Genomic DNA, 24233 nt, shown 5'->3' on the forward strand with positions numbered 1-24233 from the left:
GGCAGCGTGATCTACGAAACCGAAATGAAACACCTGGCCCGCTGTGTGGAGTTAGCGTCAATGGCAGTGGACAGCGGAAACCCGCCTTTTGGCTCCGTGCTGGTGGATGAAACCGGTGCCGTCAGGTACGAGGGCCATAACGAGACTGCCGGTGGAGACGAAACCCAGCACCCCGAGTTCGCAATAGCCCGTTGGGCAGCTGCCAACATGACCCCGGATGAGCGAGCCGCCTCAACGGTATACACCTCCGGCGAACACTGCCCGATGTGCGCAGCCGCTCATGGCTGGGTGGGGCTCGGCCGCATTGTTTATGCAAGCTCGTCAGAGCAGCTTTCAAGCTGGCTGGACGAGCTGCATGTGGCGCCACCACCCGTGGCAACCTTGCCAATCAATCAGGTGGTGCCGGGTGTTCCTACTGAGGGTCCTTTCCCCGCTCTTGCAGACGCCATCCGCGAGCTACACCAGCGCTACGCCTTAGCGGAGCGAAACAAAACATAGTTCCCCAACAGCGCCAGGCATGCTCCCAACACAGCCGTTGCTGTCCATTCGAAGCCCTCGAGCCAGGTCGAAACGCTCAGGGCAACCACAGGGAAAAGCACCGTCGCGTAGCCGGCCTTGTCAGCGCCCAGAGTCTGGATGACCGTGATGTAGCAATAAAACGCAATGATGGAGCCAGGCACCGCCAGGAATACAGTCGCTCCCCAGAATGTCGCTGAAGTGGGCACCACCCATTCCACACCCTGCAACAGGCACCAGATGCCAAGAATCACCGCGCCGTAAACCATGGCCCATGCGTTGGCCAGGAACAGCGGCACCTGTGACATCCGCACCTTGATGCTGACCAGGTTACCCATGGAGAACCAGAAAGTTCCTGCAATGGCGAACAAAATGCTGGTGGCGGTGGCGTTACCCAGCTGCAAATCGTGCCAGAACAGCAGGGCCACACCGGTGATCCCCAGAGAGATTGCCGGATACAGCCGAGCGGTGGGCCGCAATCGCAACCAGAGCCAGCCATTCAGGGCGTTAAACAGCGCGGCCAGGGAAAATACCACCGCCAGCAGACCGCTTGTCATCGATTCTGCCGCACGATAGATCAGAAGGAAGTTGATGCTGTACAGGGTCGCTCCCTGCAGTACCAGCCAGCCGTGCTGTTTCAGGGTAAGCCTCTCCAATTTGCGCGCGATGGCAAGAACCACCAGTGTCACCACAGAGGCCATAACGAACCGGTAAAACACGGAGATATCGACAGGGGCTGCTTCAACCTGCAGCCGAATCGCTGTCCAGGTCAGCCCCCAGATCAGTACCGTCAAACCATAGTGAGCAGAGATGGGCATGCAATTGGGATCCTGTAACTATCGGGAAGAACCGTTGGCTAGTTCACGATTCCTGATCGGGGCACCAGACACGCCATGGCCGTGAGCGAAACATCCCGGAATACCGCCTCCGAGGCAACAACACTCGGGAATCTATCGTAAAGCATCCGCCGACACGTAGAGGTTCGAGCTTCGGCTTTTTCGACGCAATCAGACTGGGCCGTCGCGCCACTACCCTCGCCCGTAACATCCGAGCAGAAGTCCGGAATCTGCCCGAAAATCCAGTCGACTGCAGCACTGAGTTCAACGGGATTGGCCCGCAAGTTGGAAAGGCGGCTTGCGTCGATGGGGTCGGGCTGTTCGCGGGTCTGGTCCCAGAGAACAAACAGCAGGGCGGCAGATACCAGTACAACAGTCACCTTTGGAAACTTCATAGGGGCCTTTTCAATCCGGTGAATCAGATCGCCGATCATAAACGCTCAGGCATGTTCTGTCCCGGTTTCCTATACTACCCGGGACTCAATGCATCGGGGCCCGCTACGGACAACGGCCCTGACACCCAGGAACCACCCTCCAAAAGCCACAAGGAGTTCTGCACATGACCACACTGATTGTTGGTCTGATTCTGTTTCTCGGCGTGCATTCGCTCTCCATCGTAAACGAGCCCCTGCGCAACCGGCTGAATGCCTCTATGGGCGAGGGAGCCTTTAAAGGACTTTATTCCCTGGTATCCCTGATAGGTCTGGTTCTGATCGTCTGGGGTTACGGTGCAGCCCGGATGGATCCGACGGTGATCTACGTGCCACCCGCCTGGCTAAAGCACGTGGCCTTCCTGCTTCTGGTACCTGTATTCCCGCTGCTGTTTGCTACCTACTTCCCAGGAAAGATCAAGGCAAAGCTGGGGCATCCCATGCTGGCTGCTGTCAAACTCTGGGCGCTGGCACACCTTCTCGCAAACGGAATGCTCCACGATCTTCTGCTGTTCGGCTCGTTCCTGGCTTGGGCCGTTGCCGACCGGATCTCCATGAAGCGGAGAACCCAGCGAGCCATTCCAACGCTGCCAGCCACCAAAGCCAATGACGTTATTGCTGTCATCGGCGGCCTGGCAGTGTATGTGGTTATGGTGGTGTGGGCCCACCAGTGGCTGTTTGGTGTGGCGCCAGCCTGATTGGCCGGCGCAAACTCTCACTAGAGGCCCTGGGCGCCCCGGCGCAACCAGTCGTGCACGAACGCGAGTTTGCGTTGCGCCGTTTCTGACAACACAAACGGGTACAGGTCAGAAAGGCCCATGGAGCGGTTCACATGGTTGACCCGAATGGCCAGCGACGCCGCGACGTTAATCAGCATGGCTGTGTCGGGCTCGGCGTAGGGATCCCAGCCCTGACTGGGCACTTCCGGCGATGTCAGCCCCGATGACACCAGGCTGTCGGTGATGTCTGTCAGGTGGAGCAGGTGCGCGGCAGTCTCTGCCCAGTCCTCGTGAGGGTGTGCCGAGGCGTAACTGGTCAGGTAGAACAGCCTCCATTCCTCTGGCGGACCGTTATGATAGTGATGCTCAAGGGCCGCCGGATAATCGGCTCGTTCATCACCAAACATTTTCCGGAACGCATCCAGAAAATCTTCCCGCAAACTCAGACGCCACCAGAGCATATGAGCGATCTCATGGCGCATATGGCCAACCATGGTGCGGTAGGGTTCATCGAGGGCTTGTCGTCGGGTGGTACGAACCACCGGATCCGCCTCTGCAACACTGATGGTAACCACACCATTGGCGTGCCCCATGGCAACAGGAGTCAGTCCCTCCGCCAACATATGAAAAACCGGGCGTGTGCCCGGATCCTCCGGGCGGAACCAGTGCCAGCGCCCGAGGTTATCCAGCACCCACCGCTTTGCAGCCTCAGTCTCGGCCCAGTTTGGCATGGCGTTGGGAATGTTCGGGTCCGGCGCCAGCGCTGTCATCGCGCACGACCTGCAGAAAGCCCCTTTCTCAGGCGCAATCCAGTTGCAGCCGATAATATCCCGATTCACACAGAAAGGCGGCATGGGGACGAACGCCCTGGCCTGTGGATCGTAAGCGACCGGCGTGCCCTCGGCAGTAGTGAGATTGTCAAACCACAGATTTCCGGAACCAACCGGGTTGGAGAAAACCTTCATAGAGCTGGTGCTCCTTTTATACGGCAGTTTGCTCGAGAATGTGTCGCCGTTCTCCCGAACCTATACCCTATAGCCAAGGAACACCAGCCAGAGAGGCCAATCGGCCCGGCCAAACCTTACATCGTGATGACCAGATCGTCGTAATCAAAACGCACTTTCGGCAAGCCAGAACTCCGGTCTCGGGCACTGCGGTAACCCAAGGCAACAATCGCCGAGCTCTCCAGCCCCAACTCTGCCAACCCCAGCACGTCATCATAGGCGTTGTGGTCAAAACCGGTCATCGGGCAGCTGTCGATCCGCATGGAGGCGGCCGCGGTGAGCAGCGTGCCCAGGGCAATATAGGCTTGCTGGTGCGCCCACGCCTGCTTCTCTGCTTGCGACTTGGATGCGAGTGCCTCTTTCATGTGAGTCACATAGCCCGAGATCTCCGCCGCAGGTACGCTCCGGATTTTCTCAAACTGCGTGACATACCTGTCGACGGTGTGATCACCAATGTCTGTCTGCGCCGCAAAAACAATCAAATGCGAGCAGTCCAAGACCTTCTGCTGGCCATACGAATAAGGCAGCAAATCCTTCCGGACCGGCTTGCTCTCAACAATCAGAATTTTGTATGGCTGCAGTCCATAGGAAGATGCGCTCTTGCGGGCTGCATCCACCAGTGTTTCCACCGTTTGGCCATCAAGCTTTTCTGGTGAAAACTCGCGGACGGCGTAACGCCAGTCCAGGGCTTCATGAATGTTCATAGCGATATCTCCAGTAAAGATTCAAAGATCTGCAATTAGCGATCAGAGGCATACGGTATTGCAATGGGCCGCAACGGCGCTGCGTCTCCGCCACGAATCTTGAGAGGTGTTCCGATGAACGCGAACTGGTACACCTTGTCTTCTGCCAGTTGCTCCAGGTTTACCAGCTCCATTATCGTTACACCCTGCTGGGCCAACAGATAGGTATGCACGGGCACGTAGTTTTCACTGTCTTCGGATGGAAACGCTTCAAAGCTCAGATTGTCAGCGCCCAGCGACAATGCCTGTTTGTCTCCTGCCAGATAGCGTGCCGCATCCATTCCCAGTCCGGGCGCATTGACCATGAAGCGGCGTCCATCGCTGTAGTGACGCATGCGGCCGGTGCGAATCAGGACCACATCACCAGGAGCAACATCGGTCCCCTGAACGGTCATGGTGTATTTGATGTCTTCCCGCGTGATCCGATAACCAGGCGAAAGCTCTTCAAGGCCTTTTGCTGCCGGAATATCCAGCAACACCCCACGGGCAATAATTGGCGGCAGTTTCTCAACGCCCGTCCGATTCCAGCCCCGGTCGCCCAAATGCTCCTCAGCGGAAAAATGATTCCAGACTTTGCCGTTCAGACCGAAATGGTTAAGTGCGTCGATATGGGTACCGGTATGCGCATACATCGAGAACGCTGAGCCTGTGTAGCTGACATGCGCGTTCATCTTGTCGCCGACCGACATGGGATCGTCCACCTGGGTGCCCTTCGGGGTATGGGTCATCCACATCTGGAAACGTGGATCGCCTGCCTCCTGCCAGCTTGGCATGCCTATGTAGTACTCGACGCTGAGATCGTAGGTTGTCGCCGGATTCAGGTTCTCGAGCGCCGCCTTTCGGGATTCCGGGGTAATCATGTTCAAGCGACCGATTTCATCATCCGGTCCCCAGGGGCTGGAGGCCACATCGGCGCCCATCACCATAGCGGGTGCGAGCAATATGGGAAAAAAGAAAGAGCGGAGAATTTTGGTTCGACGGTTCATGAGGTTTGCCTCCTTCAGATTGAGGTAACCACTCTATGGAACCGGCGAACCCTAAAAAACGGATGGAATAGAACTACATATTTTCCAAAATGGAAATAGCCAGAAGTTGAGCCACGGGATCAGCGCTATTCCCAATAAGGCTTCTCGCCCAGATGCTGGTCCAGGTGGTCAAGCAGCAGGCGAACCTTGGTGGGTTGCTTGCGCCCGGGCGGAAACAGGGCGAATACGGTATAGGGCTTGGGCGGGAAATTGGTCAACAATGGAACCAGGACGCCTTTTTCAATATCGCCCTGCACCAGAAAGCGCGGTAAGAAGCCAATACCAGTCCCTCTCAACAGACTCTGGCGAATCGCAAGGCTGCTGTCTGTCCGATAGTTACCGCTGACCATCACTTCCTGATCGCCGAGCTCCCAGACCCTGGGCCTGTCGTGAAGACTGAACGTCAGACAGTTGTGCCCTGCCAAATCATTCGGGACATGAACCTCAGGTGCGTTCTCCAGATACGCCGGTGATGCGCATACGATATTTCTGGATGTTCTGAGTGGTCTTGCCATGAGGGTGGAATCGGCCAAAGAGCTTCGAACCCGAATGGCGATGTCTACGCCCTGCTCCACCAGGTCAACCATGCGATCGGTGAGCTGGAGGTCAACGTCAATGTCAGGATAAAGGCGGAGAAAGCTGTCGATGGCCTCAGTTATGTGGGTCAACCCGAACGACATGGGAACGTTCAGCCTGATCGTGCCTCGAGGCTCTGCCTGCAACCCTCTTGCCTCAAGCTCTGCCTCTTCCAGATCATCCAACAACGCCTGAGTACGTTGCAGAAAAGCGAGCCCGGCACCAGTCAGGTTCATGCGGCGGGTGGTGCGGTTTATCAGCCTGGTATCCAGATCCCGTTCCAGAAAGGCAATATGCTTACTCACCGTTGCAGCGGTTATATCCAGGTCATCCGCAGCCCGGGTGAAACTACCCAGCTCTGCAACGCGCCTGAAAATTTTCATTGCCACCAGCTTGTCCGTAGCCACTTAAAACTCCTGATTATTTCTGATTTGGAAGGAGTATTGTTCGCCCAGACCCAATTATCAACCCAATCGATTGCTGCACACTCACTATCAACAACCCGCCTCACCAACCGGAGCATTCAGTGATGATAGCGACAGCGCAGCGTTCCTTTATCCCTCCCCAAGCCCTGATCTGGGGCCTACTACTGGCCAACGGATTTCTGATCGCGCTGATGCTGGCGCTGGCGAAAGCGGCAACATCCCAGGGTATGCCTGCCGTCACCTATGCCTTCTGGCAAACGCTCATTGCAGGAGCCGTTCTACTGTTGTGCTCCCATAAACGCCGTTCTCTACTGGAACGTCGCCTGACCCGCTATTTCCTCATCAGCGGCTTGACCGGTATCGCGATCCCGAATGTGATCGGATTTTATCTGGTGACCAAACTCGGAGCCGGTTTCACGGGAATCATGTATGCCCTCCCCCCAATCTTTACGTTCCTGCTCGCCACCAGCATCGGCCTGGAAAAACGAAGCTGGATCAAACTGACCGGGTTATCCATTGCGGTCGTCGCCTGCGCCTGGATTGTGCTGCAACGTCATTCCGAGATCAGCAGCCCGAACATAGTCTGGTTCGCCATGGGCCTGATTATCCCGGCGATGCTATCCATCGGTAACGTCTATCGCTCAGTCGCCTGGCCTGATGATGTAAAACCCATGGTCCTTGCATCGGGTACGCTGCTGGCGTCGGCCTTCACGCTTGCCCTGGTCGCCGGCCTGACGGACACCCCTATTTTTCCGGAGGGCACAGGATCGTATCTTATTGGCATTGTGGTTCTGCAGGGACTACTAACCGCGCTGACCTACCTTTGCGCCTTTGAGCTTCAGCGTCGCTCTGACCCGGTTTTTTACAGTCAGCTCGGAGCCGTGGCGGCCGTCTTCGGATTGCTCATAGGTGTTTTCTGGTTCGAGGAGCACTACTCTGTAACCATCTGGCTGGGTGCTTTCCTGGTGATCCTCGGGCTCAGGATAAGCAACAGGAAGAAAGCGCAAACCAATGTGGCTCAGGCAGAACCTGTGCGCTAGAACTGGCTTCGACCCCGCAACAGTATCTGAAAATCATCAATACTGTCGTCGCCGTCCAGCGGGAAGGCAAAGTCGAGGTGCAGCATCCGTTGCACCTCGATGCGGCTGGACGCCAGCCTCATGCCAAAGCCGACATCTTTCAGCACCCCTTCGTCAGGACCACTATTCCGGTCGTCGGTGAACCAGGCCCGGCCGACGTCAGTAAACACCACGCCGCCCACCCGGAACAACTGGAACGGATGCCAATCCGGGAAGTAACGTCTCTCAAGGGTCCAGAGCACCCGGCGATTGCCCTGCTGGTACTCACTTGGGTAACCGCGCAGCCCGTTCTCGCCCCCGATGAGCAGCTGCTGATCGGCCGTCAGATTGTGCGCTGCGGTGAACGCCAGGTTGGTGTACCAGCTGTTCCAGCGTTCCGAGCCGCCATGAAAGTATCGCACGCTTGCTGTACCCAGCAGGTTTTCCACCCGGTCCTCATCGAGGCGGTATGTGCCGCTCTGGCTGAGGGTATAGCTGGCATAGTTGGTCTCGGTTACGTGCAGCACATCCCGGAAATCCATATTGAGAACCACACGGTCCTCAGTGGCACCCAGCCCGCTGCCGGAATAACCCAGCTCGGTACGCCACACGAAGCCATCCCGCACATCTTCCACCCGCTGGAGCCGGGTCAGGTTGGTCATTTCACGGAAACGGTTCTGGCGGTAATCAAAGCCAATCCAGGGGTAACTCAGGGTCCTGTCGTCTGGAAAGATGTCGAGATCGGGTTCGTTGGGCAAACGGTCGAACATGAGTGCATTGTAGCGGTAGCCGGCGAGCAACCTCAGTTGCCGATCGTTCCTCTCGGCCAGGCGCCAGCCTCCATCGATACTGAAGAACTCCTGGCTGCGCCGATAATCGGCAATAGCCTCCGCGCCGACATAGCGGGATTCTTCCCTTACGTCATCGATGCCGCTCAACCCAAAACGCCAGTTGGTGGTCTCGCTGAAGAAAGGCCTCTCAAGGTAGGCGCCTCGGCCCCGGCCGTCGCTTCTCTCGTCGAACGAGAACCCCGCCTGCCAATGCGAACCCAGTACGTTCGGGTCATCAAAATAGAGACTGGTTTCGGTGCGGTCCGGGTCCTTCGCATAGCCAATGCCGAGGCTCTTGCCTGATCCGGCAAAGTTGGGGTCAGACAACCCGAAGTTGGTGGTATTTTCGCCCCCGGATCGGGATACCCCCACGCTCGGGAACAGTGTCCAGGTATCCCTTGTAAGCACGCTTACCTCAACCTCGTTGCCACAAACCCGGGTTACGCCTACCCAGGCAGCGGTCAAATACTCACGCTGGCGCAGCACCCGCTCGGATTCGGAGATAAGCTCGGGCTCGTAGACATCTCCTTCTTCAAACACCAACTGGGCACGCAGGGCGGACTCCCAGGTAGGCGTGTTGAGCGCGATAAGAGTTCGATAGAGCGCGTTGTCCTGCTCAGGATCGGTGGTATCAAAGATGGGACGGCGAAGAACGCGGATGCTGGCGATGCGTGCATCCTCGGGAATCACCAGATCGCTCTGGCGGGCGAGCTGATCTCTCGGCTTGTCCAGATCAATGGCTTCCGGCTGGATACTGCTGGCAATACAATCGCCCTGGTCCGATTCGGCGGCCAGGCAGGATCCGGCAAAAACCATTCCCGAGACAACAAGCGTTTTCCTGGAAACCATACTGACCTCACGAGGCGCCCAGACAATAATTTAGCCCAGCGATGCCTCCAAGTCAGCGTTCAGGCGGTCTCCAGACAGGGACATCCTCCTGCTTCGGCTCATCCCAATCACTCTGCATGGCACTGCTGAGTGCTTCTTCCAGCTTCATGAATAACTCACCGTAGCGGGGGCTGAACCGGATGCCCTCCTCGATTTCCTTCCAGGCGTCGAACAGCTCATCCTCGTGGGCTTTTTCATTGTCGAGGAAGGCCCAGGTCATCTGACGGGCACGCATCGGGTGCACACCCATGGCGGTCAGGGCATGACCCCCAAGCTCGAGTGCCGAATGATAGGTTTCACTCACCACATCATCGGCCCCGGCCTCGCGCAGTCGGTATCCGTGGCCTCTGTCGAAAGCGCGGGCCAGCACCCAGACACCGGGGAAGAACTGCTTCACATGCTCCACCATCTGCACCGAACGATCACGGTCGTCGATCGCCACGACCAGCAGCCGGGCCTGTTCGATGCCTGCGGTTTCCAGCAAATCCGGGCGACTCGCATCCCCGAAAAAACTTTTGATATTGATCTGCCGGAGGTTCTCGATCTGTTCGATCTCATGGTCCAATGCAACGATGGGAACATTATTGGCCCGCAATAGCCGGCAGACAATCTGGCCAAAGCGACCAACACCAGCGACGATAACCGGCGCCTGTTCATCGATGGTATCCGCCTCGCGCTCGTCGTTTTGTGAACGACGATAACGGGGCAACACAATCCGGTCATACACGATAAACAGCAACGGCGTCAGGAACATCGACAGCGCCACCACCAGTGAGAGGACCTGTGACGTTTCCATGGGAATCACGTTGTTCTGGACACTGTAGGTCAGAAGCACAAAGCCAAACTCACCGGCCTGTGCCAGGGACAACGTAAACAGCCAGCCATTACTGCCATGAACCCGGAACAGCAACGCCAGGCCGAGCAAAATCGCGGCCTTGACTGCGATCACCGCAACCGCAAGTGACACCACCGTACTCCATTGCTCGGACAACACATCGAAGTTGATGCCCGCGCCAACGGTGATGAAGAACAGGCCCAGCAACAGTCCCTTGAACGGTTCGATGTTCGCTTCCAGCTCATGCCGGAATTCACTGTTAGCCAGAACGACACCAGCCAGGAAGGCCCCAAGAGCCGGGGACAGATTTACCAGACTCATCAGGGCCGCAATCCCGATGACCAGCATCAGCGCCGTGGCGGTGAATACTTCACGCAAGCCCGACTGCACCACATAACGAAACAGGGGCCGGCTCAGATAATGGCCGCCAACAATCACGGCACCAACGGCCGCCACCACAACCAGCCCATGAGCCCATCCCGAGAGACTATCCACCAGGCTGAGGTGACCTTGCTTGGCGTCGGAACCTGCCGTGGCGTCCATGAGCTCCGGCAGTGCCAGCAAGGGGATGAGGGCGAGCATCGGAATAACAGCGATGTCCTGAAACAGCAGGACGGAGAACGCACTGCGACCGCCTTCGGTTTTGACCAATCCCTTTTCGTTGAGGGTTTGAAGAACAATCGCCGTGGACGACAGGGCAAAGATCAGACCGACTGCAATGGCTGTCTGCCACTGCAGTCCCAACCATGCGGCCACTGCCATGCCTGCAGCCGCCGTCAGCACCACCTGAAGCCCACCCAGTCCGACCAGGCGCACACGCATGGCCCAGAGCGCCCTGGGGTCGAGTTCCATACCCACCAGGAAGAGCATCATGACCACACCGAACTCGGCAAAATGCTGAATGGTATTGGCTTCCTGCCCTACCAGCCCCGTGACCGGTCCAATAACCACACCGGCCACGAGATACCCGAGAACAGAGCCCAGCCCCAGGCGTTTTGCCAGGGGCACAGCGATGACTGCTGCCACCAGGTAGATAAAAGCCTGGACAAAATAAACTGTCATCAATGATTTCCTTGATTCAAAGTCGGGCGGCTAGAGGATATGCGCAATACTATTACCTGCAGCACCGTTTAGCGTAGACCGAGGAACGCCTCTTTGACATGCGAGGCAAGCGCGTCATTAAGGGGATTTGAACCCCGGCGTACCAACGCCAGCTGATAGAAGCCGATTTCCGGCAGGCTATCACCGGCAACCTCTTTCAGAGGCGGACGAATCAGGCTTTGCGGAAACGGGGCCACGGCCAAGTCCGCCAGCATTGCCGCCTCCTGGCCGGAACAATGCTCACAGGTGTAGGCAATCCTGTAAGGTATACCCGCTTTGTCCAGTGTCCGAAGGGTCATACGCCGCCAGGCACATCCCTCATGGGCCATGGCAATCGGGAGCGGGGAACGCTGATAGGCCGATGAGCCCTCTCGCCCGGCCCAGACCAGCGGTTCCTCGTACACCACCTCACCGCGGGGAATACGCCCCTCATCGGCCACAGTTACCAGGGTCATATCCAGTTCCCCGGCGTCCAGGCGAGCGAGATTCTGTTTGCTCGAACCAACCACGACATCCACCAGCACGGCGGGATAGGATCTGGCAAATTCTGCCAGAACTTCCGGCAGAATCCGGGTACCCACATCGTCAGACGTGCCAATACCCACTTTCCCCTCAAGGGTTGGCGAAACGAAATACTGCACGGCCTCTTCATTCAGGCGCAGCAATCGGCGCCCATAATCAAGAAGAACCTCCCCTTCTGCGGTCAACGTGACACGCCTGGGTTCGCGAACAAACAGGGTTTTCCCGAGGTTCCGCTCAAGCTGTTTGATCTGCATGCTCAGGGCGGAAGGTGTTCGGTGAACGGCTTTGGCGGCACTGGTAAACGTGCCATGTTCCGCAATGGCAACGAAACTCCGGAGCACATCGTTATCAAGCAGAGGCATGTTCATGGGCGGACCCTACGGATAGATTTATGGCCGGCAACTGCCTTAAGCATAACTGAACAAGATCTTAAATTCTTTTCGTTTGATTGAAGGCAGAGAGAATACCAGAATAGCGGCTGTAGGCACCCGTAGGCGAGTTACAAGACGTCTCCAAACGAGCTGCTGCAAGTCATTCACCAACAGTCGGGGCCGTAGACATGTTGAAGAGCACAGAGCATCAGGCACACTCCGCAATGCAGCCGATCACCTCCTGGATTGAGGGATATTCCAGACGCCAGCAATTCCGCCGTATGGCAGAGTCATTGCTGAAAGAAAAAGACGATACGCTTTCAGATCTTGGCTACGACCGCCATGATCTGGAAGGCGCCTTGCACCTTCCCATCCGGAACGATGCAATGCAATACATCGAGGCACGTCGTTCCAGACGTGCTGTGGAAGCGCGCAGAGCCAAAGCTCCTCGGCTCGCCGGCTAACCGCGCGGCAATTCCGAGAACCGTATCAGGTTATACTCGCCTGTCAGCACATCGGCCAGGTGGCTGATGTGCTCAGGCGTGATTTCACAGCAGCCGCCAACAACACCTGCGCCGTCATCCAACCACTGTTTCACCTGAAGCCCATACACCCCGGGTGACACGTCCTGCCTGGCTTCCAGTTCATCCACGAGCGCTCCGCCGGCCATTGGTTCAACTGTTTTGAACGCGTTTGCGTAGCCACCCGTGCAGGGGTAAAGGCCGGCCAATTCAGGCATTGCCTGCGAAATCACTTCCGGATCGCAGCAATTGAGCATAATCGCCGTTGGCCCTGACGCCCTCACCGCTTCAACAGCCTCGGCGAGGGTCTCCCCTGACCGGAGCTTGCCATCGGCTTCCAGTCTGAATGCCACTCCGAAGGGTTTGCCTGATTCACTGGCGGCAGCACAGGCGGCTTTCGCCTCCAGCGAGTTGGTCATGGTTTCGATGAGGAAGACGTCCGCCCCACTCTGCAATTTAACAAGGATGTCGAATTCCGATTTCAGATCCTCGAACGTCCGGTCAGGCTGGCTCCGATAGCTTCCGACCAGGGGCGGCAGGCAGCCGGCGATATCAACGTCGGCACCCGTTAACGCGATGGCGCGCTCCAACACCTCAAACGCCCGTTGATGGATTGCACCAATCTCGTCACCAAGGCCTTCTCTGGCCAGTCGTGTGGGCGTTGCGGCATAGGTGTTCAGTGTCAGGGTACGGGCGCCGGCCCTGATAAAGTCAGCATGGACATCGGTAACAACGTCCGGCTGCTCCCGCATTACCGCCACTGACCAGAGCAGTGACGTAACATTCATGGCCCTGCGGTAGATTTCCTGGCCCAGGCCGCCATCGAGGAGTGCAACAGATTTCATAAAGTACTCATCAGGGTGTAACGATATTGAACCGGCCCTGAGGCTTGTCCAGCATACTGAAAAAGCCTATCAGGTCGAGCCGGCTTCCCTCAAAGCTGATCTCGTCGCTGAACAGAAGTTCCTTCAGCCCCGCACGGCCGATCAACAGATCCACAAACAAAGACCGCGTCAGATTCAATGTGGCGTCAGCGGGAGTGTCCTCATTAACCAGACGGTTGTGAAGCACGGAATGTTTCAAAGTCAGCAGATAACTTTCCTTGAGATCCGTGAAGGTAATCTTGATGACGGCGCTCTCCCCTTCTGCGTCTTCGGCCTTCAGCCGCACCGCCATGCTGTCGAAGAACAGGGATACCGGCGTGTTCAGCAGCACTTCTCTCATCATCGCCGGTTTGATGCCCTCTTTCGGCGAACCATGGCGCAGCTCGTATGCCCCCGTCAGGTAGAAGTCCCGCCAGGGTGCGGATTCCGCCTGATAGCCAAGCTGGTCATAGACGTTGGCCAGAAGCTGTTTTGCATCGTCATTCCCCGGCTCGGCGAAGACCACCTGATTGAGCAATTCCGCCAGCCACCGGTAGGTGTCGCGCCCTTCACTGGCCCCCATGGCAGAGGCCGCCTCGAAATCCTCGCGGGCGCTTTCCAGAACCTTTTCAGCGCCACCCATCATCTGCACATAACGCTGGGCCGAGTCACTTTCCGGAAGTGGGTCTAGCTGAGCCGGGTTCGCTGTAAACCACCCCAGGTAGTGCTGATACACCGCTTTGGCGTTGTGAGACACGGTGCCGTAGTACCCCTGGTTATGGAACGCCCGATTCAGCTCCGGCGGCAGCTTGAGCTGGTCGGCGATCTCCCGGGGCGTCGCACCCTGGTTCATCAAACGCACCGTCTGATCGTGAATGAACTTGTAGGTATCCCGCTGAACAGCCAGGAAGTCCTGGATATTCTCTTGCCCCCACAGCGGCCAGTGGTGGCTGCCGAAGTAGATATCGGCGTCGGCAAACAGCGTCTTTGCTTCGTCGATAAAGCTGCTCCATAGACGGGCATCCCGAACCTTCGCGCCCCTCAAGGTGTAGATGTTGTGCATATTGCGGCTGACCAGCTCGGCGCCGCAAAAGGCCTTTTGTTCGGGGAGGTAGAAGGTGAACTCTGCAGGCGCTTCGGAACCAGAGACAATCTGGAAAATCATCGGAACGCCGTCCACCTCCAGCTCCGTACCGGTTTCGCTGATCAGATCCGTCGCCGGGGCAAAGCCAAAGGTGCCAAAAGCCGGGCCTTTGCCCAGACCAGTGCCAACATGGCCGCGTTCGTCTCGATCCAGACGCTTGCCATACATGAACATGGCCCGGCGTGTCATGGCGGGGCCGGCGATGATGTTCTCGCTGGTTGCCTCCTCCTCAAAGCCCTCTGGCGCGATAATCCGCAGGTTGGCTTTTTCCTCGTCCGAAAGGTGCTGGAGAATGCCCTGCACGCCGCCAAAGTGATCAATGTGGCTGTGGGTAAAGAGAATCGCCCGCACCGGCTTTTCGCCCAGATGTTCTCGAGCAAACAGGAAGGCTTTGCTGGCAGTCTCTCGGGCGGTCAGAGGATCTACCAGGATCCACCCGGTTTCGCCTTCGATGATCGACATGTTCGCCAGGTCGTAACCCCGGATCTGGTAGAGCCCGTCGGTGACCTTGAACAACCCGTGAATGTTGTTGAGGGCAGCCTGGCGCCATAGGCTTGGATTGACCGAGGCCGGGGCGTTTTTTCCATCCTCGTCGATAAATCCATAGGCCGGCATGTTCCAGACTTCACCGCCATCCAGATGATCAATGACCAGTTCAGGGTCCTGGGCAATCAGTCCGCGTCGCGCGTTCTCCAAATCGTCACGGTTATCGAAGGGTCGCTGGTCCAATACATCCCGATTGGCCTGCTCGGTCGTGGCGGTCGGCGCAGTGTGTCCGGCGCTGTTGGCTGCGGAAGAATCGGGGCCGGAATCGCAACCCGTCATGACCAGGGCAATGCCCAGCAAAGGAGCAAAAAGAAACTTTCGGGATAGTGGCATCTTGAGAACCTTGTCGGTCTATTGTTATTGGTTACCCCAAGTTTACTTCAGAGTGGGCCCGGATCTGTGCAAATTAGCCAAAATACTCCTGAATCCACTCGAACAGTTTGGTGGTTGTCATTTCGCCAAGTGCCATCTGTTGAAAGTCATTGCCCACCTCATCCTCGATGGTCACGAACTGGTACAGAAGAACGCCGGGCTGTTCATCGTGCAGTATGAGCGTAATCCTTCGGCGGGTCCGCAAACAGTCGATCGTCATCACATCCGCCGGTATACCGGCGTCGCGCATACCACGACGAACCTCTACCACCGGATTAATGTGCTGATGGGTTGCCTGGATGCGGGCATGGGCATCGCTGGCAAGGTCGGACAGGGTTTTCAAAGGATCTTCAGACATTGGGCTCAAGTCGCTCCGGGGGTCGTCAGGATTGGCCCATCAGATTACCAGAGAATGAGCAATCCTTAAGCGAAATCAACGGCTCTTGTCAGTAGCCTGCGTCTGACTTGATCAACGCTGGGGGGTTATACACTATGGTCAACATGCTGGCCGCAATTCCGGTCAGGGCACTATTCGCCCGATTATTTTCGCTGGTTTTCTTCGTACTCGCTTTCACTCTGGTCAGTGCCACCGTTTTGGAAGTGATCGACGCCCTCCAGTCTGGCCAGCAACTTATGCAGGCCCTGATCAAGGGCGTTAATGGCAGCATTATCGCTCTCGCAGTTTACGAACTGGCCATGGTGATACGCTCCGAGTACAGCGGGCGGTCAGAATCCCACGACGTCATAACCATGATGAGACGCACACTGCCGCGTTTTATTGGAACAGTGTGCGTTGCCATGTCGCTTGAAGGGCTGATCATGATCATCAAATACAGTCAGTTGGAACTCGCCGGCAACCTCTATTATCCCGTTGCCATCATCGTCAGTACCGCCCTGCTGCTGGCATCCCTGGGCCTGTTTTTGAAGATGGCTCCCAAAGACCAGGCTGGCCCTTGAGTTATAGTTTCATCGACAGGTTAAACACCGGTCGGTATCAATCCGTGCCACACGGGCAGAGCCATATCTTCCGGATCGTCATTCGGACCGCCGGTACGGCTTTTGAACGCCCCTTCTTCAATCGGTATCCGGAATAACGCCGTTGCTTTTCGCTCCTTGTCATTCGGTGACCTCACCTGTTCCCACCGTCCTGGCTCAATCTGGTTGATAATCGCGCGGAACGCGGCATCAAAGTCGGCATCATCGGTTACCGGAACCGCATGGCCAAACAACACCAGTGATTCATAGTTGGCACTGTGATTGAACGCCGATTTTGTCATCACCCATTCATTTGTCACGGCGAAGGAAATGCAGAGCAATACGCCCGATTCCAGACGCCGGGACAATCGTCCACCATTGAGCGTGTGCACATAGAGGTCGTCGCCCAGTCGCCAGGCCGTGATCGGAATGATGCGAGGCTCGCCATCTTCCACAAATCCGAGATGCGCCGTTTTGAGCCGATCAATCAGCCGGTAGGCTGTTTCCCTGTCATAGCTGGCTCGCTTTACCGCCCTCTGCACCCTGCTGCGTGGACAGGAAGTCAGCGGGGAGGCGTTGGGCCCGGCCAAATCAGTCGTTGTCATCAGAAGCTCCTTTCCGGTCTTGCACTTCACAAAATGTACTTCTATTGAAAGGCACTTCTGATACCATTTAAAGATCCAGATTGTGACTTTTGATAGGACCAGTTGATGTGATTGATGATATTCGCCTGGACAGCGCGCATCCGCTGCAGCATCAGCTGTATCAACGGTTGTCCGAACGGATACTCGACCAGCGCTACCCACCCGGGCGCCAGCTTCCGCCCAGCCGCCAGATGGCGAAGGATCTTGGCATCAGCCGCAACACGGTGAACGCTGTTTATGAACAGCTCAAAGCGGAGGGCTTTCTTCAAAGCCGTGCCGGCAAGGGTGTCTTTGTCCATGAAGACATCAAATCAGCCGTGAACCCCTCAGGGCCAGGCCTGAACAACCCCGTTGGCGATTCCATGAAACTGCCACCACTACCTGCACTTCCACGGGGAAAGTCGAAGCCTGTAGAAGACGCCAGTTTGCCATTTCAGCCGGGCTTGCCAGATCTGGATGCGTTTCCCATCCGAAGCTGGAACCGGATTCTGCACCACCAGGAAAGCCGGCGGACACTGCGAGGATATGACAGCATCCAGGGGTATAAGCCCCTGAGACGCGCCATCGCCACCTACCTGCGAACCTCCCGCGGTGTTCGCTGCGAAGAGCATCAAGTCATCATCACCAACGGCGCACAACAGGCCCTCTCGCTGCTTGCCGACGTTTTTCTGCAACGGGGCGACAGTGTCCTCTGCGAAAATCCCGGATACCGTGGCGCCCGGAACGCGCTGGGCCGTCTAGGCAATCCTGTGATTCCAATTCCCCTCAGGAACCAGGTCCTGGATGTGGAAGCGTTGCCAGGCCTTGAGCCTGCCAGAGCCAGACTCCTGTTCTGCACGCCCACGCACCAATACCCCATGGGCGGCATCCTGGACCTGTCCCAGCGAATGGCGCTGGTTCAATGGGCCCAGCGCAATGAGTGCTGGATCATCGAGGATGACTACGACAGCGAGTTCCACTTCTATAACAAGCCCTTCGCCGCCATCCAGGGCCTGTTCGAGAATGCGCCCGTGCTCTACATGGGCAGTTTCAGCAAAACGCTGCTACCCGCATTGCGCGTTGGCTATCTGGTGGTCCCGGAGCCGGTGGTCGAACCCTTACTCTGGGCAAAACAGATTAGAGGTGGCGAGACGCCCCTTCTTTCCCAGGCAACCATCGCCGAATTCATTGAGAGTGGTCAGTTCACACGCCACCTGCGGCGCATGCGCCAGCTATACCGGGACAAGTGGCAACTCTTCCAGCGCGAGGTTACGGAAAAGCTCGGCGGGCTTGCTCAACCGGTGGCGGAAAGCGCGGGGATGCATCTGGTACTTGAAGGAGATTTTGACGACCTGGCGCTCAGCCAATGGTTGAAAGCCAGGGGATTTGGCAGTACACCGCTAAGCGCGCACTTTCTGGGAGATTCCTCCAGAACCGGCCTCGTAATGGGATTTGCGAGCGCCAACGAGCGCGAGATCAGAGAATGCGTCAACACCCTGCGATCGGGGCTCACCAAACCATGACATCAAAGTACGAAAAACAGATTCTTACCGCATGGAACTCAAATGCCTCGCCCTGGATCAGGGCCGTGGAACAAGCGGGCATTCGAGCGCCGGGGAACCTCTCCAGCAGCAGTGTTTTAAGAGTGATTGAAGATTACGCCCCCTCGGGTGGCTCAATTCTCGACGCAGGATGTGGCGAGGGCTGGTTGATCAGAGAAGTAACGCGCCTTGGCTACCGAGGCACCGGAACAGATGCCGTGCCGGAATTGATCGAATATGCCCGGCAACAGGGAGAGGAAGACTTCAGGGTCCTCGACTACGAACAACTGGAAAATGCCGATCTGGGCACGTTTGATCTTGTTGTGAACAACTTTGCCTTGCTGGGAGACACCTCGGTGAACGCGTTTCTCAAGGCCCTGCCCAAACTTCTCAATCCCGGTGGTGCGTGCGTCATCCAGACTCTCCACCCTGTCGCCTTTTTCCATGAAGGAGAATACGCCACTGGCTGGAAGCCCGGAACCTGGGCTGGCCTTCCCGGCGATTTCGGCGATCCGGCTCCCTGGTACTTCCGAACGCTCGCCAGTTGGCTGAACCTGTTCACGAAAACGGGATTGACGTTGGGAGAGATCAGGGAACCTTCAACCGGGGGCCAATTGCCGCAATCGGTTATTTTTGTGGTTCAAAGTACTCGGTAAGTTCAGCAGCGAGGAAATCAAAGACCGTCCGAACCCGAAGGTTCATCCTGAGCTCCCGGTGGGAGACGAGCCAGACATCGCCGCCAAAAACCTTATCCTCGAAGACTCTCTCTACTTCAGCCTCTGCATTACCCAACTCAACGGGCATCATGCCAATACCGATACCAGCCCGAGCCATTTGCCAATGCACCAGATGGCTGTCCGTCCTGGCAACGAATTGCTCTTCCCGCAGCTTGAGGCCACGCTGCGCCAGGGCTCCCACGTATCTCTCATTGTTTGAAAGAAAGCCTATGAATGGAGCCTTACAAAGACCGTCGGTCAACGGCGATGGCAGATCAGCCAGGATTTCGGGTCTGGCGTAGAGAGTCGCCGAGAATTCCCCCACCTTGCGGGCAATCAGATCGGGTTCTGTGGGTCGAAAGTTCCGGATGGCAATGTCCGCAGCACGGCGGCGAAGATCGCTGGCCTCATTGGAGGCAACAAGGTTGATACGTATTCCGGGATACTGGTACCGAAGCCTCTGAAGAATTGGAGGCAGAATGTAAGCGGCAGTGATTTCAGATGCCGAAATCGCAATCTCGCCCTCAATGGAGTTCGCCTGACCCGTTGCCGCAAGTGAGAGGCTGCTTGCGGCCTCTCCCATCGCTCGGACATAGGCAAGCAGTTCGAGGCCATTCCGAGTCAATTCCAGCCCACGACCTCCCCGCTCAAACAGCGCCGTAGAAAGTTCCTCTTCCAACGCCGCAACCTGCCTTCCGAGGGTCGGCTGCGAAACCCCCAGAGCCTTTGCTGCAGCAGAGAGGGATCCTTCCTCGGCAGTCACGAGAAAGGCTCGAGCCCGGTTCCAATCAAACTTTACAGATTGCCAATTCATTCAGATTTGCATACCAGACATTCGATTCTGGCAATATTACCAACAGCTTCGCACAGATAGAATGGGTTCACTGAATTTATGCCGCCAGGCTGGAAAGGGGAATCCATGAGCTCGTCTGTCAATTTCTGGAACCGCAGCGCAGCGCGTTACGCCCGTCGCCCTATCTCAGATCAGAATGCCTATTTAAGAAAGATTGCCCTTACCCAAAAATACTTCCACCCCGAAATGGACGTGTTGGAGTTCGGCTGCGGTACCGGTTCCACAGCATTAATTCATGCTCCAAAAGTCCGCAGCTACCTTGCAACCGACGCTTCCTCCCGAATGATCGACATTGCCCGGGAAAGGATGGCAGGAAATACTCTCAACAATCTTCGTTTCGTCGTTGCCACGCTTGAGGACATGCAACATCGGCAGCAAGCGTTCGACGCGATTCTGGGATTGAACATCCTGCACCTGCTCCGAGACCCGGAGCGGGCCATAAACCAGGTTTTCAGCATGCTCAAACCCGGCGGCGTGTTCGTCAGCAATACCGCCTGCCTTCAGGACACGCGCCCACATCTCAAGCCAGTAGCCTGCCTGGCCCGCTTACTGCGATTTGCACCCTATGTCAAATTCGTATCGCGTCGTCAGTTGGAAATGCATCTGGAAAATGCCGGATTCCAGATCGATTATCGCTGGGTACCGGAAACCTCAAAAGACGTTTACTTCCTGATTGCCAAGAAACCAGAATAGGGCTGGGCTAATCCTCAGAAGAGTAATGTCGGCCAATGAAGACAGCACTTTCTCTAATCACCCTGCTCGCAGTGACCACCGGCTGCAGCCACAGAGCTGTCTATGAGAACGTTCAAATAAATCAACGGAACGACTGTGCCAACGAGCCGCCATCGACCTACTTCGAATGCCTTGATCGCGCAAATAAATCCTTTGAGGAATACCAGCGAGAACGAAAGGATCTATTGGAAAATCCGGAATCCGATGGCAAGCTGCCCTGACCCGAGGCACGCTGAACGGCAGTGCCAATCATAAGGAGAATTCAATGGGAAGTTCCAAACTGGTCGGCATTGTTTTATTGGTCATTGGCATTGGGCTGCTCTACTTCGGCTACCAATCAACTCAGTCCCTGGGAAACCAGCTGACCGAAACGGTCACAGGCCGATTTACCGACGACACCATGTGGTATCTGATTGGCGGGGCAGCCTCGGCCGCAGCGGGCGCTTTCCTTCTATTTTTCAGGAAATAAGCCAGCCCGTTTTTTTCACCGCCTGGGCCTGACCACAAACCAACTGGCCAGGACCAGCGCGCCGAACACCGTGTAAGCCAGAATAAACACCCAGTCCGGAGCACTGTAATACAGAATGGACTGCAGCCAGTGCTGGATAAACGATCCCTCATAGCCCGCCTCCCCGGCCTTAGCCCTAAGCGCCATTTCCCAGCTCGTAAGCGGGCATAACACACCCAGCCATGATTGCAGAACCACAATAGCAATAACCGCCAGGTGGCTCAGACGGAACCAGAAATTGCGCACCCACCGCCAATTCAGGAAATAGCCAGCGAATGTGGCCACCAGTCCCAGGATGACGAAGGCCACCAGTATCGTGTGCAGGATCAGGAGCGCATCAGCAAAGATCAGTAACCATTGGCTGTCCATCGCTACTCTCCATAGCTACTCTCCATAGCTACTCTCCATAGCTATTCTCCATCGCTACTCTCCAAAGACTGCTGAGTTGCCAGTTTTGGTCTATTGTACAGGCACGTCAATCTCTGCCAGTGAGGGAGCGTTCTATGAGCCACACCCCGCCTCCAGCCAGACTCGGGTTCCTCTACCCGGGCCATGCGGCCGAAGATGATTATCCCCTGATGGGTTCCATGATAGAGCCCCCGGCGCAAATAACCCTCATCCACACTGAATTCCTGGAGGACGCCCACACCGTTGAAGCCCTCAGTGAGATGGGCAGCGTCAGCCGGCTTTCCAAGGGTGCAGAAGCGCTGGCTGGCTCAGGGATTGAGTCGGTGATGTGGACCTCCACCAGCGCCAGTTTTGTGCTCGGCCTAGATGGCATTCGCCAGCAGATCGATACGCTCGAGAAACTGCTCGGTGTACCGGCTTCGACGACAGCAATGGCATTCGCCAGAGCGGTAAAAGCCATTGACGCCAAACGGGTGGCCATCGCTGCCACCTACCCGGAGGAGGTCGCGCAGCGATTCCGGGCATTCCTGAATCATTTCGATATCGAGGTCGTGCACCTGGCCAGCCGAGGCATCATCACAGCCGCGGAAGTCGGTCTGCTTGAGAAAGACGCGGTTATCGAATTCGCTCTGGCCAACGTCAGGGAAGAGGCCGACGCCCTGCTGATGCCAGACACAGCTCTCCACTCTTCAGCTTGGCTCACCGATCTGGAGCAGGCAATCGGGCAGCCGATACTGACCGCTAATCAGGTCAGTTTCTGGGAGGCTTTGCGACTGTGCGGCAAGCTCAGTCCCCAGTCGGGGCTGGGCAGTCTGTTCGAACACATGCCCGAGGATTAGGCCACTACGTATCTGGCGCGGCCCTGTTTTTTCGCGCAATACAGGGCTTCGTCGGCCCTTCGGATCATGTCGTCGATTGAATCAAACTCGTTGGCCAGGCCCTGACAAATCCCGATGGAGCAGCTGAGCACCTTGCTATCGGGGCTGTGCTCGTTTGGCACCGCACTCTCCTGCCATTGTTTCAGAACCTCCGCAGCCAGCAGCTCAAACCGGTCGGCATGCTCGCCCTCAGGACAGACCTATTTTCATCCCACAGACCTATTTTCACCCCAAATAGATCTGTCCCGGTTTCAACTAAATAGATCTGTCCCGGTTTCAGTCCCCGGTTTCAGTCCCGGTTTCAACTGTCCGGTTTCAACTGCATGCCTGGCAACTGTTTTCAGGTCTATTTCAGCTTCGTGTGTTCGACTGCTAGAACCCCAACTTGCTCCAAATTGGTACATTTATGATATATCGTACCTGTATTAGCTTAGGGAGAATATTTTAGATTCTGGAGCATTTTTATGGGTTGGCTGACAAAAAAACAAGTTCCTATCCCTCAAGGAGATTTGTCATGAGCGTGAATTATAAAAGCATACTTCGCCGAATTCCCCCCATCTTCTTTGCGGCCATCTATATGGTCCTGATGTCTTTACCTGCAGGTGCAGCCGGGTACGACAATGCTCTGAAGGGCGTTAAAAACTATGACGCTGTCTACGAGGTGAGCCAAGGAGATCCCAAGGTCGTTAACCCCGTTTTCTTGGTAATAAAGAACTCCTACAAAGCACCTGAAGTGAAGGCACTTGCGAAAGATCCCAACATCGCCATCGTTTTTCACGGGCCGGTGGTGAAACTGCTTTCGACTGACAGCGCATCATTTAATGAGGCAGAGCTGGCCGAGGTACAGAAATTCCAGACGACTCTTAAACAAATGAAGAAGGACGGGGTGACACTGGAAGTTTGCCGTTACGCGTTGAAAGGGATGGGTGTAGATGAGGCGACGATCATTCCGGAGGTCGACCCGGTAGATAATGGTTTCGTCTCGGTCATCGGCTATCAGATGCAGGGGTACGCGGTTGTCCGAATCCCCTAAGCAAAAAATCGGTTGTTGCTCTGCGAGCTGAAGTTCACCTTGAGGTCCGCTGGTCAAGATTGATCACATAAAAGGTGGAACACGAATGCGATTGCTCGCAAACTGGAGGTTCCGGGGCCAGTGCACCACGTTCTGGTGAGGTCGGACGGTCGCTAAGCCGTTTCCACTCATCCCATGAGCGGCGGAATCAGTATTATTGATCTGGACTTCGGTCCCACCCGCAAATAAGCAGGTGGCGTGGTCAAGTCCACGCGCCACACCTGCGGCAGTCAGGAAGCAGCTTCTCGATACTTATCATGGCGAAGGCATCTCTTTGCAGCAGTTGTTACTGGATCTCCATTCTGGGCGCATTATGCGCATTGGACCTTGGATATCTGACTTATCAGCACTTGCTATTTTACTGTTAGTCATCTCCGGGTTGATTAATTGGTGCCGTCGCCCGCGCTGAAGCAGCCCTGCATTACCACGAAGAATCTCTCCACAATACCGGTCGTTCCAACAAAAACTGACACATTGGGCCAGCCGGTGGCCCGGATTCTTCGGGGCTGCCTCTGCCGTTTTTGGACAACTCGGTGTCGTATTGGATTCACCTGCACTGAGCAATTAGAGCCACATTGAATCAGGGCCCTGGCCGATATGC

General features: G+C 56.4%; 29 protein-coding genes. 13 read left to right on the forward strand and 16 right to left on the reverse strand.

Annotated features, from left to right (window positions below; genetic code table 11):
* The first annotated feature begins 6 nt into the window (after positions 1 to 6).
* On the forward strand, positions 7 to 498 hold the full coding sequence (locus tag ACP86_RS04000; protein WP_176443066.1) for a nucleoside deaminase: 492 nt from the start codon (positions 7 to 9) through the stop codon (positions 496 to 498).
* Here the strand turns inward: ACP86_RS04000 and ACP86_RS04005 are convergent.
* On the reverse strand, positions 468 to 1334 hold the full coding sequence (locus ACP86_RS04005) for a DMT family transporter (protein ID WP_053112811.1): 867 nt from the start codon (positions 1332 to 1334) through the stop codon (positions 468 to 470). The two genes, ACP86_RS04000 and ACP86_RS04005, sit on opposite strands and share 31 nt — an antisense overlap.
* 38 nt (positions 1335 to 1372) lie before the next feature.
* A complete protein-coding gene (locus tag ACP86_RS04010) occupies positions 1373 to 1747 on the reverse strand; it encodes a hypothetical protein (protein WP_227507814.1) in 375 nt (124 codons plus the stop codon).
* 164 nt (positions 1748 to 1911) lie between these two features.
* On the opposite strand from ACP86_RS04010, the gene ACP86_RS04015 reads away from it, so the two are divergent.
* Positions 1912 to 2481: an NnrU family protein gene (locus ACP86_RS04015; protein WP_053112813.1), complete on the forward strand. Its 570-nt coding sequence runs from the start codon at positions 1912 to 1914 to the stop codon at positions 2479 to 2481.
* Between the two features lie 20 nt (positions 2482 to 2501).
* On the opposite strand, the gene ACP86_RS04020 is transcribed toward ACP86_RS04015, so the two are convergent.
* From ACP86_RS04020 to ACP86_RS04035, 4 genes are all read right to left on the reverse strand, one after another.
* Complete coding sequence (locus ACP86_RS04020; protein WP_053112814.1) at positions 2502 to 3467, reverse strand: putative zinc-binding metallopeptidase; 966 nt, start codon at positions 3465 to 3467, stop codon at positions 2502 to 2504.
* Between the two features lie 116 nt (positions 3468 to 3583).
* Positions 3584 to 4210 carry an NAD(P)H-dependent oxidoreductase gene (locus ACP86_RS04025; protein WP_053112815.1) on the reverse strand — a complete coding sequence of 209 codons (627 nt, stop codon included), beginning with the start codon at positions 4208 to 4210 and terminating at the stop codon, positions 3584 to 3586.
* 35 nt (positions 4211 to 4245) lie between these two features.
* The gene (locus ACP86_RS04030) at positions 4246 to 5235 is read right to left on the reverse strand and encodes a cyclase family protein (RefSeq protein ID WP_053112816.1); all 990 of its coding nucleotides are present in this window, start codon (positions 5233 to 5235) and stop codon (positions 4246 to 4248) included.
* A gap of 125 nt (positions 5236 to 5360) precedes the next feature.
* On the reverse strand, positions 5361 to 6257 hold the full coding sequence (locus ACP86_RS04035) for a LysR family transcriptional regulator (protein WP_053112817.1): 897 nt from the start codon (positions 6255 to 6257) through the stop codon (positions 5361 to 5363).
* A gap of 122 nt (positions 6258 to 6379) precedes the next feature.
* On the opposite strand from ACP86_RS04035, the gene ACP86_RS04040 reads away from it, so the two are divergent.
* The gene (locus ACP86_RS04040; RefSeq protein ID WP_053112818.1) at positions 6380 to 7315 is read left to right on the forward strand and encodes a DMT family transporter; all 936 of its coding nucleotides are present in this window, start codon (positions 6380 to 6382) and stop codon (positions 7313 to 7315) included.
* On the opposite strand, the gene ACP86_RS04045 is transcribed toward ACP86_RS04040, so the two are convergent.
* From ACP86_RS04045 to ACP86_RS04055, 3 genes are all read right to left on the reverse strand, one after another.
* A complete protein-coding gene (locus tag ACP86_RS04045; RefSeq protein WP_053112819.1) occupies positions 7312 to 9012 on the reverse strand; it encodes a BamA/TamA family outer membrane protein in 1701 nt (566 codons plus the stop codon). The genes ACP86_RS04040 and ACP86_RS04045 overlap by 4 nt on opposite strands.
* Before the next feature lie 52 nt (positions 9013 to 9064).
* Positions 9065 to 10948 carry a monovalent cation:proton antiporter-2 (CPA2) family protein gene (locus ACP86_RS04050; RefSeq protein WP_014578017.1) on the reverse strand — a complete coding sequence of 628 codons (1884 nt, stop codon included), beginning with the start codon at positions 10946 to 10948 and terminating at the stop codon, positions 9065 to 9067.
* Positions 10949 to 11016: 68 nt separating this feature from the next.
* Positions 11017 to 11877: a LysR family transcriptional regulator gene (locus ACP86_RS04055; RefSeq protein ID WP_053112820.1), complete on the reverse strand. Its 861-nt coding sequence runs from the start codon at positions 11875 to 11877 to the stop codon at positions 11017 to 11019.
* Between the two features lie 191 nt (positions 11878 to 12068).
* Between ACP86_RS04055 and ACP86_RS04060 the strand changes: the two genes are divergently transcribed.
* Positions 12069 to 12344: a hypothetical protein gene (locus ACP86_RS04060; RefSeq protein ID WP_227497794.1), complete on the forward strand. Its 276-nt coding sequence runs from the start codon at positions 12069 to 12071 to the stop codon at positions 12342 to 12344.
* Here the strand turns inward: ACP86_RS04060 and ACP86_RS04065 are convergent.
* From ACP86_RS04065 to ACP86_RS04075, 3 genes are all read right to left on the reverse strand, one after another.
* A complete protein-coding gene (locus tag ACP86_RS04065) occupies positions 12341 to 13246 on the reverse strand; it encodes a homocysteine S-methyltransferase family protein (protein WP_053112821.1) in 906 nt (301 codons plus the stop codon). The genes ACP86_RS04060 and ACP86_RS04065 overlap by 4 nt on opposite strands.
* Positions 13247 to 13256: 10 nt before the next feature.
* On the reverse strand, positions 13257 to 15287 hold the full coding sequence (locus tag ACP86_RS04070; protein ID WP_053112822.1) for an alkyl/aryl-sulfatase: 2031 nt from the start codon (positions 15285 to 15287) through the stop codon (positions 13257 to 13259).
* A gap of 73 nt (positions 15288 to 15360) precedes the next feature.
* Entirely contained in the window at positions 15361 to 15684 is a 324-nt protein-coding gene (locus ACP86_RS04075; protein ID WP_053112823.1) for a hypothetical protein, read from the reverse strand.
* A gap of 134 nt (positions 15685 to 15818) precedes the next feature.
* Here ACP86_RS04075 and ACP86_RS04080 point away from each other — a divergent pair, with 134 nt between their 5' ends.
* Complete coding sequence (locus ACP86_RS04080) at positions 15819 to 16283, forward strand: hypothetical protein (protein ID WP_053112824.1); 465 nt, start codon at positions 15819 to 15821, stop codon at positions 16281 to 16283.
* 20 nt (positions 16284 to 16303) lie between these two features.
* On the opposite strand, the gene ACP86_RS04085 is transcribed toward ACP86_RS04080, so the two are convergent.
* Complete coding sequence (locus tag ACP86_RS04085; RefSeq protein WP_053112825.1) at positions 16304 to 16906, reverse strand: pyridoxamine 5'-phosphate oxidase family protein; 603 nt, start codon at positions 16904 to 16906, stop codon at positions 16304 to 16306.
* A 107-nt stretch (positions 16907 to 17013) separates the two neighbouring features.
* Between ACP86_RS04085 and ACP86_RS04090 the strand changes: the two genes are divergently transcribed.
* Both ACP86_RS04090 and ACP86_RS04095 read left to right on the forward strand, forming a co-directional pair.
* Positions 17014 to 18447, forward strand: coding sequence for a PLP-dependent aminotransferase family protein (locus tag ACP86_RS04090; protein WP_053112826.1), 1434 nt, complete (start codon positions 17014 to 17016; stop codon positions 18445 to 18447).
* Positions 18444 to 19121 carry a class I SAM-dependent methyltransferase gene (locus tag ACP86_RS04095; protein ID WP_053112827.1) on the forward strand — a complete coding sequence of 226 codons (678 nt, stop codon included), beginning with the start codon at positions 18444 to 18446 and terminating at the stop codon, positions 19119 to 19121. Before ACP86_RS04090 ends, ACP86_RS04095 begins: the two co-directional genes overlap by 4 nt.
* Here ACP86_RS04095 and ACP86_RS04100 read toward each other — a convergent pair.
* Complete coding sequence (locus ACP86_RS04100; protein ID WP_053112828.1) at positions 19093 to 19995, reverse strand: LysR family transcriptional regulator; 903 nt, start codon at positions 19993 to 19995, stop codon at positions 19093 to 19095. The two genes, ACP86_RS04095 and ACP86_RS04100, sit on opposite strands and share 29 nt — an antisense overlap.
* Positions 19996 to 20100: 105 nt before the next feature.
* Here ACP86_RS04100 and ACP86_RS04105 point away from each other — a divergent pair, with 105 nt between their 5' ends.
* Genes ACP86_RS04105 through ACP86_RS04115 form a run of 3 tightly spaced genes read left to right on the forward strand, consistent with a single transcriptional unit; the run spans position 20101 to position 21235 of the window.
* Positions 20101 to 20727, forward strand: coding sequence for a class I SAM-dependent methyltransferase (locus ACP86_RS04105; protein ID WP_053112829.1), 627 nt, complete (start codon positions 20101 to 20103; stop codon positions 20725 to 20727).
* 35 nt (positions 20728 to 20762) lie between these two features.
* Entirely contained in the window at positions 20763 to 20987 is a 225-nt protein-coding gene (locus ACP86_RS04110; protein ID WP_053112830.1) for a hypothetical protein, read from the forward strand.
* Positions 20988 to 21031: 44 nt separating this feature from the next.
* Positions 21032 to 21235: a DUF3185 family protein gene (locus tag ACP86_RS04115; RefSeq protein WP_053112831.1), complete on the forward strand. Its 204-nt coding sequence runs from the start codon at positions 21032 to 21034 to the stop codon at positions 21233 to 21235.
* A 15-nt stretch (positions 21236 to 21250) separates the two neighbouring features.
* On the opposite strand, the gene ACP86_RS04120 is transcribed toward ACP86_RS04115, so the two are convergent.
* Positions 21251 to 21643 carry a DUF2784 domain-containing protein gene (locus ACP86_RS04120; protein WP_008172389.1) on the reverse strand — a complete coding sequence of 131 codons (393 nt, stop codon included), beginning with the start codon at positions 21641 to 21643 and terminating at the stop codon, positions 21251 to 21253.
* A gap of 134 nt (positions 21644 to 21777) precedes the next feature.
* Between ACP86_RS04120 and ACP86_RS04125 the strand changes: the two genes are divergently transcribed.
* Positions 21778 to 22521, forward strand: a complete 744-nt coding sequence (locus tag ACP86_RS04125; protein ID WP_008172391.1) for a hypothetical protein — start codon at positions 21778 to 21780, stop codon at positions 22519 to 22521.
* Here ACP86_RS04125 and ACP86_RS22000 read toward each other — a convergent pair.
* A complete protein-coding gene (locus tag ACP86_RS22000) occupies positions 22518 to 22724 on the reverse strand; it encodes a diguanylate cyclase domain-containing protein (RefSeq protein WP_081467523.1) in 207 nt (68 codons plus the stop codon). The genes ACP86_RS04125 and ACP86_RS22000 overlap by 4 nt on opposite strands.
* Before the next feature lie 350 nt (positions 22725 to 23074).
* Between ACP86_RS22000 and ACP86_RS04130 the strand changes: the two genes are divergently transcribed.
* Together ACP86_RS04130 and ACP86_RS23665 are read left to right on the forward strand one after the other, a co-directional pair.
* The gene (locus ACP86_RS04130) at positions 23075 to 23593 is read left to right on the forward strand and encodes a DsrE family protein (RefSeq protein ID WP_008172396.1); all 519 of its coding nucleotides are present in this window, start codon (positions 23075 to 23077) and stop codon (positions 23591 to 23593) included.
* Between the two features lie 232 nt (positions 23594 to 23825).
* Positions 23826 to 24041 carry a hypothetical protein gene (locus tag ACP86_RS23665; protein ID WP_227497799.1) on the forward strand — a complete coding sequence of 72 codons (216 nt, stop codon included), beginning with the start codon at positions 23826 to 23828 and terminating at the stop codon, positions 24039 to 24041.
* Positions 24042 to 24233 lie beyond the last annotated feature (192 nt).

The sequence above is a fragment of the Marinobacter sp. CP1 genome (assembly GCF_001266795.1).
Classification (GTDB): domain Bacteria; phylum Pseudomonadota; class Gammaproteobacteria; order Pseudomonadales; family Oleiphilaceae; genus Marinobacter; species Marinobacter flavimaris.